The organism is Micromonospora sp. RV43 (assembly GCF_001029515.1).
In the GTDB taxonomy this organism is placed as follows: Bacteria; Actinomycetota; Actinomycetes; order Mycobacteriales; family Micromonosporaceae; genus Micromonospora; species Micromonospora aurantiaca.
Genome location: NZ_LEKG01000234.1, coordinates 1 through 9,146, shown reverse-complemented (window position 1 = coordinate 9,146; position 9,146 = coordinate 1). Strand labels below are relative to the sequence as shown.

Annotated in this window: 8 protein-coding genes and 1 tRNA gene; 4 read left to right on the top strand and 5 right to left on the bottom strand. The window is 72.8% G+C overall.

What is annotated here, in order from left to right:
• Window positions 1-1,320: diguanylate cyclase (locus tag ABD52_RS34260; RefSeq protein WP_047894470.1), on the bottom strand; the 1,320-nt coding region annotated here is incomplete at its 3' end.
• Between the two features lie 178 nt (window positions 1,321-1,498).
• Here ABD52_RS34260 and ABD52_RS34255 point away from each other — a divergent pair.
• From ABD52_RS34255 to ABD52_RS34245, 3 genes are all read left to right on the top strand, one after another.
• Window positions 1,499-2,278: a phosphodiesterase gene (locus ABD52_RS34255; RefSeq protein ID WP_047894469.1), complete on the top strand. Its 780-nt coding sequence runs from the start codon at window positions 1,499-1,501 to the stop codon at window positions 2,276-2,278.
• 12 nt (window positions 2,279-2,290) lie between these two features.
• Window positions 2,291-2,983: a hypothetical protein gene (locus ABD52_RS34250; RefSeq protein ID WP_047894468.1), complete on the top strand. Its 693-nt coding sequence runs from the start codon at window positions 2,291-2,293 to the stop codon at window positions 2,981-2,983.
• A 401-nt stretch (window positions 2,984-3,384) separates the two neighbouring features.
• On the top strand, window positions 3,385-5,127 hold the full coding sequence (locus ABD52_RS34245) for a bifunctional UDP-sugar hydrolase/5'-nucleotidase (protein WP_047894467.1): 1,743 nt from the start codon (window positions 3,385-3,387) through the stop codon (window positions 5,125-5,127).
• 57 nt (window positions 5,128-5,184) lie between these two features.
• On the opposite strand, the gene ABD52_RS34240 is transcribed toward ABD52_RS34245, so the two are convergent.
• On the bottom strand, window positions 5,185-6,468 hold the full coding sequence (locus tag ABD52_RS34240) for an MFS transporter (RefSeq protein ID WP_013289033.1): 1,284 nt from the start codon (window positions 6,466-6,468) through the stop codon (window positions 5,185-5,187).
• Between the two features lie 110 nt (window positions 6,469-6,578).
• Here ABD52_RS34240 and ABD52_RS34235 point away from each other — a divergent pair, with 110 nt between their 5' ends.
• Window positions 6,579-7,052: a hypothetical protein gene (locus ABD52_RS34235; RefSeq protein ID WP_235437646.1), complete on the top strand. Its 474-nt coding sequence runs from the start codon at window positions 6,579-6,581 to the stop codon at window positions 7,050-7,052.
• 51 nt (window positions 7,053-7,103) lie between these two features.
• Here the strand turns inward: ABD52_RS34235 and ABD52_RS34230 are convergent, their stop codons facing one another.
• From ABD52_RS34230 to ABD52_RS34220, 3 genes are all read right to left on the bottom strand, one after another.
• Window positions 7,104-8,207 carry a calcium:proton antiporter gene (locus ABD52_RS34230; RefSeq protein ID WP_013289031.1) on the bottom strand — a complete coding sequence of 368 codons (1,104 nt, stop codon included), beginning with the start codon at window positions 8,205-8,207 and terminating at the stop codon, window positions 7,104-7,106.
• Between the two features lie 76 nt (window positions 8,208-8,283).
• Window positions 8,284-8,958 (bottom strand): HAD family hydrolase, encoded by a 675-nt coding sequence (locus ABD52_RS34225; protein WP_030273799.1) that lies wholly within the window; start codon window positions 8,956-8,958, stop codon window positions 8,284-8,286.
• 82 nt (window positions 8,959-9,040) lie between these two features.
• Window positions 9,041-9,117 (bottom strand) — tRNA-Pro (locus tag ABD52_RS34220).
• Between the last annotated feature and the right edge of the window lie 29 nt (window positions 9,118-9,146).

Genomic DNA, 9,146 nt, shown 5'->3' with positions numbered 1-9,146 from the left:
ACGGCGGGCCGCCTCGGTGAGCCGTTCGGCGATCCGTACCGCCTCCTCCGGGCGGCTCACCTCGATCACCGCCACGAACTCGTCGCCGCCGGTCCGGTACAGCTCGTCGCCCTGACGTAGCGCGCCTTCGAGCGCCCGGGCCAGCCCCACCAGGAGCCGGTCACCGGCCTGGTGGCCGTACGTGTCGTTGACGTCCTTGAACCCGTCCACGTCGATCGCCAGCAGCGCGGTACGCCCCGGCGTGGCGGTGGCGATCCGCTGCCCGAACGGGCCGGTGTGCCGCAGCCCGGTGAGCGGGTCCGAGCTGGCCTGCTCGCGGAGCCGGGCGAGCGTACGCAGCCGGTCCAGGCAGGTCCACGCCTGCCCGGCGAGCAGCTCGATCAGGTTGACTGTGGTCGGGTCGGGGCGCAGGCGCTGCTCGTCGGCGACGAGCAGCACGCCACCGGAGGCCGGTGTGCCGACCGGCACCGCCACAAGCGTGCGCGCGCCGGCCCGGGTCAGCGGCAGGTACTCCTCGGTGGGCGGGTGGCCCGCCTCGCCCAGCGTGTACGCCGAGCCGTACCGGTGGGCCCGGTCGATCATGCGGTCGAGCGCGGCCGGTCCGGCCTCGTCCAGCTCGGCCCGGATCCGTGCCTCCAGCTCGCCCGGTGTGGCCGTGGGCGCGCCGAGGCGTGGGCCGCGCCGGCCGGTGAGCACCAGCACGGCGGCGGAGAGCGCTGACACGTCCCGGGCCGCGGCGAGCGCGGCGGTCATCAGGTCCCAGTCGGTCGGGGCGGCGGTGAACGCGGCGGCGTGCCGCAACAGCTTCTCGCTGCGGCTCTCGGCCGGCGGGCCGCCGAGCGCGGCGATCCGCCCGCCGAGGCGGTCCGCCACCAGCTCGGCTGTCTCCCGCCAGGCCGCCAGCACGACCGGCTCGCTCCACTGCAGGTCGAGCACCCCGATCGGACGGCCGTCCGGGTCGCGTACCGGCACACAGAGTTCGGCTGTGACGTCCGGGCGGACCTCGAGGTAGTCGGGGTCGGCGCCGACGTCGGGCACGGCGGCGGTGGTCCCGGAGGCGTAGACCCGCCGCACCACCGAGGGTTCAGGCCGGTGGCGGCCCGGTGGGGTGCCGTCGGCGGTCGCCGGCACGTGCGAGAAGACCTGCCAGGCGCCGGTCGCGGCGACGCAGCGCAGACGGTCGTGGACGCGGAGCAGGACGGTGGCGGTCGCCGGGGTGTGCCGGGCGAGCGCGGCGACGGTCCACTGGCACGCCTCCGGGACGGTCGACGCCGTGGGGAGGCGCACCGTGACGTCGCGGAGGACTCGCTCGTGATCCACGTCGTTCCTGCTCGGAGGGGGTCGGGTCGCGATCAAGGGTACTCAGCGCAACCGCCGCCGACCTTCGTACACATGTGCTATCCACAGGCTGTGGACACAGCCTGTGGGCAGAAGCGGGCCTGCGCGGGGAGGGTGCGCGGCGATAGCGTGAGGGCCCGGGCACCCGAGGAGGCGGCCGATGCTCATCGCCCAGCTCAGCGACCCGCACGTGACCACCGGCCCGCTCGCGGCCGACCCGGCGTCCGGGTTGCACCGGGCGCTCGGCACGGTGCTCGCCCTGCGCCCCCGGCCCGACTGCGTGGTGATCACCGGCGACCTCACCGCGAACGGCCGCCCGGACGAATACCTCGCCCTGCGCGAGATCGTCGGCGCGTTCCCGCTGCCTGTGCACCTGGTGACCGGCAACCACGACGACCGCGAGTCGCTGCTCGACACGTTCGGCGGCACCCCGTACCTGGCCGGTGGCTTCTCGGCGCACTACCACGTCGACCTGCCGGACGCGACGCTCGTGGTGCTCGACTCGCTCACCCCGGGCAGCCCCGGCGGACGGCTCGGCGACGAGCAGCTCGCCTGGCTGGACGGGGTGCTCGCCGGGCGTACCGACGCGCCCGCCGTCGTGTGCCTGCACCATCCGCCGGTCGCGGTGGGCGTGCCGGGCATGGACGCGATGGGCCTCGCCGACGCCGACGCGCTCGCCGCCGTGGTCGGCCGTCACCCCCATGTCGTACGCGTCGCCGCGGGGCACCTGCACCGCCAGGTGACGAGCGCGTTTGCCGGTACGGTGCTGACCACCGCGCCGAGCACCTGGATCCAGGTGAGCCTCAGCATGACCGACGACGAGGAGCCGGGGTTCGTCGCCGAGCCGACCGCCTTCCTGCTGCACCGCATCGCCGACGGCGGCTGCGTGACGCACACCGTTCAGGTCAGCCACGCCGCCGGGCGCACCTGCTGGTTCTGAACCGCGCCGCCGATGCTCTGGTACGTCGCGTACGGCTCGAACCTGCACGCCGCCCGGCTCGGCTGGTACCTGCGTGGCGGGTGTCCACCGGGCGGGCTGCGCACGTACCCCGGCTGCCGGGACCGCCGGCCACCGCGCCGGACGGTGCCGGTGCTGATCCCCGGCGGCGTCTACTTCGCCGGTGAGTCGCGGGCCTGGACCGGCGGCATGGCGTTCTACGACCCGCTGCTGCCCGGCCGGGCAGCAGCGCGCGGCTACCTGGTGACCGTCGAGCAGTTCGCTGACATCGCCGCGCAGGAGATGTACCGGCCGCCCGGCGCCGACCTGGCCGGGATCCTTGAGGCGGTCGAGACCGGGCGGGCGACGCTCGGGCCGGGCCGCTACGAGACGCTGCTGCGCGTCGGCGTCCACGAGGATCTGCCGATGCTCACGTTCACCGCGCCGCACCGGGCGGTGGAGGTGCAGTGGACCCGGCCCGCCCCGGTCTATCTCGGGATGCTGGCGCGCGGGCTGCGCGAGGCGCACGGCTGGGACGCCGCGCGGACGGTCGGCTATCTGGCGGGCCGGCCGGGGGTCGCCGGGCGGTGGACGCGTCCGGCGTTGCGCAGGCTCGTCGGCACCGCCCACAGCGGACCTCGGACCGGCACGCCCGGCAGTGAGTCGAGTTCGGACAGTTCGTTCGATATGCCGGGCCGTCGGACATGAACGACCGTTCGGTCCGCGATGGGTGTCCGGCAGGAGGTGATTCCGGCAAGGACGGTTGCCAGCGCAAGGATTTCCGCGTGACATGAGCGTCGGCGTCGGCTCCCTGTCCCTGGGAGCCGGCGCCTTCGACAGCGGCAGGCATCGACAGCGTGCGCCGCGCGGAATTTCACCTGACCGTCATGTCCGACTCGTCCGGCAGACTGGTACGGGCCGCTCAGGACAACGACGATTCCTGATGCCGCCCCGTTCGACCTGGCGGCCGGTGGATGAGAAGCTACCCCGGCGGGGCGGCGTTCCCCCGAGTACCGCCCTCCGCGATCGACACCTGTCACGGCACGGATCAGGGTCGCCGGGCGAACCATCGCCCGGACGCCACATACCGGCATCTCACGAGGAGTTCCATGTCCGTCACCGGGATGCGACGCCGGGCCGCCGTCGGCCTGGCCGCACTCGCCGCGACCGCGTTCACAGCGGTCGCCGTCACCCCCGACCAGGCCGAGGCCCGCCCGAAGCCGGTCGACGTCCAGTTGCTCGCGATCAACGACTTCCACGGAAACCTGGAGCCGCCGACCGGCTCCAGCGGCACCATCGAGGGCCAGCCGGCCGGTGGCGCGGAATACCTGGCCAGCCACCTGAAGTTGATGCGCGCCGCCGCCAAGCAGCAGGGCAAGGGCACTGTCACGGTCGCCGCGGGTGACCTGATCGGCGCCTCGCCGCTGCTCTCCGCCGCGTTCCACGACGAGCCCACCATCGAGGAGATGAACCTCGCCGGGCTGGAGTTCGCAAGCGTCGGCAACCACGAGTTCGACGAGGGCGCGGCCGAGCTGCTGCGCATGCAGCGCGGCGGCTGCCACCCGGTGGACGGCTGCGCCGACGGCACCCCGTTCGGTGGCGCCAAGTTCAAGTACCTCTCGGCGAACGCCTTCAAGACCTCCACCGGCCTGCCGCTGATGCAGCCGTTCGGCATCAAGATCGTCAAGGGTGTCCCGATCGGCTTCATCGGGATGACCCTGGAGGGCACCCCGAACATCGTCAGCCAGCAGGGCGTCGCCGGCCTGCGGTTCACCGACGAGGCCGACACCGCCAACAAGTACGCCAAGATCCTGCGCCTGCTCGGGGTCAAGAGCATCGTCGTGCTGCTGCACGAGGGCGGCGTGCAGAACGGCGGCGGCATCAACGACTGCACCGGGTTCAGCGGCCCGATCGTCGACATCGCCAACCGGATGGACCCGTCCATCGACGTGATCGTCAGCGGGCACACCCACGCCGCGTACAACTGCAACATCAACGGCAAGCTGGTCACCAGCGCCAGCTCGTTCGGTCGCCTGGTCACCCAGATCGACCTGAAGATCGACCCGCGTACCCGCGACGTGGTCACCGCGTCCGCGAACAACGTGGTGGTCACCCGGGACGTCGAGAAGGACCCGGCCTCGACCGAGCTGATCAACCGGTACAAGACCGCGCTCGGCCCGGTGGCCGACCGGGTGGTGGGCGAGACCACCGCCGCGATCACCAAGACCCAGGAGAACCTGTACCAGACCGGGGTCGACGTCAACGGCAAGCCGACGTACCAGACCGGTGAGTCGCCGCTCGGCAACCTGATCGCCGACGCGCAGCTCGCCGCCACCGACACCGAGCAGAACGCGGTCGCCGCGTTCATGAACCCCGGTGGCGTCCGCGCCGACCTCGACGCCGGCCCGGTCACCTACGCCGAGGCGTTCACCGTGCAGCCGTTCGCCAACAACCTGGTGACGCTGGACCTGACCGGCGCGCAGCTCTACTGCATGCTGGAGCAGCAGTTCACCGTCGCGCGCGTGCTCTACGCGTCCTCGACCGTCAACTACGTCGTGGACGTCAACGGCACCACCGCGCCGGCCGGCACGCCGTGCGCCGGCACCCGGGTGGTCCGGGGCAGCCTCACCATCAACGGCACCCCGGTGACGGACACCGCCACCTACCGGGTCACCGTGAACAACTTCCTCGCCGGTGGCGGCGACGGCTTCAGCGTCCTGACCGGTGGCACCAACGCGGTGACCGGCCAGATCGACCTGGACGCCTTCACCGCGTACCTGACCGAGAAGTCGCCGGTCTCCCCGCCGGCGCTGGACCGGATCCGCACGACCACCGAGGTCGCCGTCGGCTGACGGCCGACTGCACCGCCGACGGGCCCCGGAGCGCTCAGCTCCGGGGCCCGTTCGGTGTCAGGCCACGCCGGCCGGCTGCTTGGCCGGGGCGGGGGCCAGGCGGCCGTCCTGCGCGGCGGTGAGCAGCGGACGCAGCGACAGCGCGAGCACCGAGGCGGCCAGGCAGCCGCCCACCACGACCGCCACCCACACCCGGCCGTGCGCCGCGCCGATCAGCGGCCCGGCGGTGACCGGACCGACCACGCCGCTGATCCCGAAGATCATCGAGCTCATCGCGTTGTACCGGCCGCGCAGCTCGTCGGTGGCCAGCGCGTTTGTGAGCGCGGGCATGACCGGCGACAGCATCGTCTCGCCGAACCCGAAGATCGCCGAACAGGCCACCACGCCGAGCGCCGCGAGCACCGCGTTGCCGCTGCCCACCACACCCGCCGCGCCGAGCACCAGCCACGCGCCGGCGAAGACCGCGCCGACGGTGGCGAGTGCCCGGGTACGGCTGCGCCCCTCCAGCCGCCGGATCACCAGCAGCTGCGAGAGCACGATCATCACGGTGTTCGCAGCGAGCGCCCACGCCACCACCCGGGGCGTCACCTCGACCACCCGGACCGAGTACGCCGCGAAGCCCACCTCGATCTGCGCGTACCCGCAGGTGGTGAGCACCAGGCCGAAGACGACCAGGCGGCGGAACGGCCGGTCCCGCAGCACCGTGAGGTAGCCGCCGCTCCTCCGGTCGTCGGCCTTCGCGCCCGTGGCCAGGATCGGCCGGTGCCCCACGTTCGGCAGCGTGAGCAGGATCAGTGCCGGAGTCAGGTAGCTCACCGCGTCCAGCAGGTAGATCACCTCGAAGGTGATCGGACGGGCCACGTCGACCACCGCGCCGGAGATCAGACCGCCGGTGCCGATGCCTAGGTTGAGCAGCGCGAAGTTGAGCCCGAAGACGCGCTGCCGCTCGCCGTCACCGGTCAGCGAGGCGAGGATCGTGTTCTGCCCGGCCCAGATCGCCGAACTGCCCACCGCGACGACCGTCATCACGCCGAACGCCGAGGCGGTCGAGTCGACCAGCGCCAGCGAGCCGGTCCCGACCGCCTCGATCACCAGGCAGGGCAACACCACCCGGCGCGCGCCGAACCGGTCGATGAACGTGCCGGCCAGCGGCGACAGAGCGAGCGTGACAGCGCCGAACCAGCCGATCACCAGCCCGGCCCGGGTGTCGGTCAGGCCGCGTACGTCGGTGAGGTAGATGAACAGGAACGGCAGGGTGAGGCCGCGCCCGACCGCGGAGAACAAGGTGCCGAGCAGGATCCGGCGGGCTTCGGGACGGGCGGGCAGGGCGCGGCGCAGCATGGCAGGGATTCTGTTCGGCGGGTACGACTACCGCGACCCGTTTACCCCTTACACACGTGGTCGCCGGGCCGGAAGGTGAGCGATCACACGTGCTCTGCCATGCTGACCCGGTGACCACGACCTGGCGGCACCTGCCCGCACCGGCCCGCGAGATCGCCGAGACGGCCACCGACGCGGTGAGCGCCGCGCAGGCCCGCGACGCCGAGGCGTACGCCCCGGCCGTCGAGCGGCTGGCCGCCGCCGACCGGGCCGGGCTGGTGCTCGGCGGCGTGGTCCGGCTGCTGCTGGAGGAGGGCCACCCGGACGGGCTGGACGGCGACGACGTACGCCAGGTGCTCGAACAGTGCGTCCGTTCGGCGGCGTCCTGGTGGCCCGACGTCGACCCGCACGTGCTGCTGGTGCTGCTGGCCGGCGCGCTCGGCGTCTACGACCCGGGCGACGACGAGAACCCGCCCGCCCCGGCGGCGATCGCCCGGCACGCGCCGCTGCTGATGGCCGACCTGCTGGCGGTCACCGGGCGCCCGTTCGCCGAGTACCTGACCGCCGCGTTCGCCGAGGTGGCACGCACGGAGATGCACGACTGACGGTTCTTGCCGGCGCGCGCTTGCCGGTGCGCGGCCCGGCAGTGGGCCTGCTTACGGGCTGGCGGCCAGGAAGACGAACGCGGCGAGCAGCACCAGGTGCACCCCGCCCTGGAGCACAGTCGCCCGCCCCGGCACGACGGTGAGCACCGCTGCCACAGCGGTCAGCGCCAGCAGCGTCATCTGGGTGCCGCCCAGGCCCAGCACCAGCGGCCCGTCCAGCCAAATCGAGGCGATCGCGATGGCCGGGATGGTCAGGCCGATGCTGGCCATGGCCGAGCCGAGCGCGAGATTGAGGCTGATCTGCACCCGGTCCCGCCGGGCCGCCCGGGCGGCGGCGAGCGTCTCCGGCAGCAGCACCAGCAGCGCGATGACCACGCCGACGAACGCCTGCGGCAGGTTGGCCGCGCCGACCGCCGTCTCGATCGCCGGGGAGATCGTCTTCGCGTCGCCCACCACCGCGACGAGCGCCACCACCAGCAGGGCCAGGCTGGCCAGCGCGGTACGCGTGGACGGCGGCTCGGCGTGCCCGTCACCGTTCTTGTCCTCGGCGAGGATGCTGCCCTCCTGCGTGACCGGGAGGAAGTAGTCGCGGTGCCGGCCGGTCTGCACCATGACGAACAGCAGGTAGAGCGCCAGCGAGGCGACCGCCGCGAAGGCGAGCTGTGCCGGGGAGAACTCCGGTCCCGGCCGGCTCGTGGTGAACGTCGGCACCACCAGGCTGAGCGTGGCGAGCGTGGCCACAGTGGCGAGCGCCCCGCCGGTGCCCTCCGGATTGAACACCGCGACCTGCCGCCGCAGCGCGCCGAGCAGCAGCGAAAGGCCGAGGATGCCGTTGCAGGTGATCATGATGGCGGCGAAGACGGTGTCCCGCGCCAGCGCCTGCGTCTTGTCCCCGCCGCTGATCATCAGCGTGACGATCAGACCGACTTCGATCACGGTGACCGCCACCGCGAGCACGAGTGACCCGAACGGTTCACCGACCTTGTGCGCGACCACCTCGGCGTGGTGCACAGCCGCCAGTACGGCCGCGGCGAGCAGGGCCGCCACCACGAAGATGAGCGGACCGGGCAGCTCCCGTCCCCAGGTCATCACGAGCACGAGCACGGCGACCAGGGGCGCGACGGTGGTCCAATCGGTCAGGCGGGATCGGATCATCGGCGACATGCGCACACTTTGCCAGGAGGCAGGGGCAACCGCGCGTGGCGGGGTGGCTTCGGGCAGTTCCGTCGATCTAATCGGCCGAGGCCGGTTGCTCCACGTGGGCGGGCAGGTCGCCGAGGTTCGCGATCACCGGTCCGATCCAGCCCGGGTCGGTGTCCTGGTGTTCCGTGGTCCGGAGCACCGTCATGCCGGCCGCCGCCGCGCCGGCCAGCTCGCCGTCCGCGCCGTCGCCCACGTACACGCAGTCGGCCGGCGCGACGCCCAGCCGCTGCGCGGCGGTGCGGTAGATAGCCGGGTCCGGCTTGGCCAGCCCGACCTCGCAGGAGAAGACCGCCACGTCGAAGCGCCGGGCGAGCGGGCCGCCCGGCCACGCCTCGGCCGTCTCGGAGGTGGCGTTGCTGATCAGGGCCAGCCGGTGCCCGCGCTCGCGCAGCGCGTCGAGCACGTCCAGCGTGACGGGCGAGACGCGGCCCAGCACCCGGTGGGCGAGAGTCAGCCGATGCGTGGCGGCCCGGGTCACCTGCTCATCGGTCGGCGCGCCGCCGAGACGCGCGGCGAGGATGCGTACCGTCTCGGCCGCGTTCCACCGGACCAGGCGGTCCCGCCAAGTGGCGTGGTACGCGGAGACGAGCGCCGCCGGATCCACTCCGACGATGAGCGCCATCTCGCCGACCACCCGGTCCCGCTCGTCGTCGGCGCCGTGGACCAGGGTGTGGAAGAGGTCGAAGACCACCGGCCGTGGCATGGCGGGATCCTACTGCGACGGTGATCGGTGCCGGGAAAACGCAGAGGGCACATCCGGTCGATCGGATGTGCCCTCTTACCTCTGGTCGGGGTGGCCGGATTCGAACCGACGACCTCTTCGTCCCGAACGAAGCGCGCTACCAAGCTGCGCCACACCCCGAGGCGTGCCGACAAATAGTAGCCCACCCG

Bases quoted from the DNA above. Each gene is read 5' to 3' on its own strand.
- ABD52_RS34255 (WP_047894469.1), top strand. From the start codon at position 1,499: ATGCTCATCGCCCAGCTCAGCGACCCGCACGTGACCACCGGCCCGCTC.
- ABD52_RS34250 (WP_047894468.1), top strand. From the start codon at position 2,291: ATGCTCTGGTACGTCGCGTACGGCTCGAACCTGCACGCCGCCCGGCTC.
- ABD52_RS34245 (WP_047894467.1), top strand. From the start codon at position 3,385: ATGTCCGTCACCGGGATGCGACGCCGGGCCGCCGTCGGCCTGGCCGCA.
- ABD52_RS34240 (WP_013289033.1), bottom strand. From the start codon at position 6,468: ATGCTGCGCCGCGCCCTGCCCGCCCGTCCCGAAGCCCGCCGGATCCTG.
- ABD52_RS34230 (WP_013289031.1), bottom strand. From the start codon at position 8,207: ATGATCCGATCCCGCCTGACCGATTGGACCACCGTCGCGCCCCTGGTC.
- ABD52_RS34225 (WP_030273799.1), bottom strand. From the start codon at position 8,958: ATGCCACGGCCGGTGGTCTTCGACCTCTTCCACACCCTGGTCCACGGC.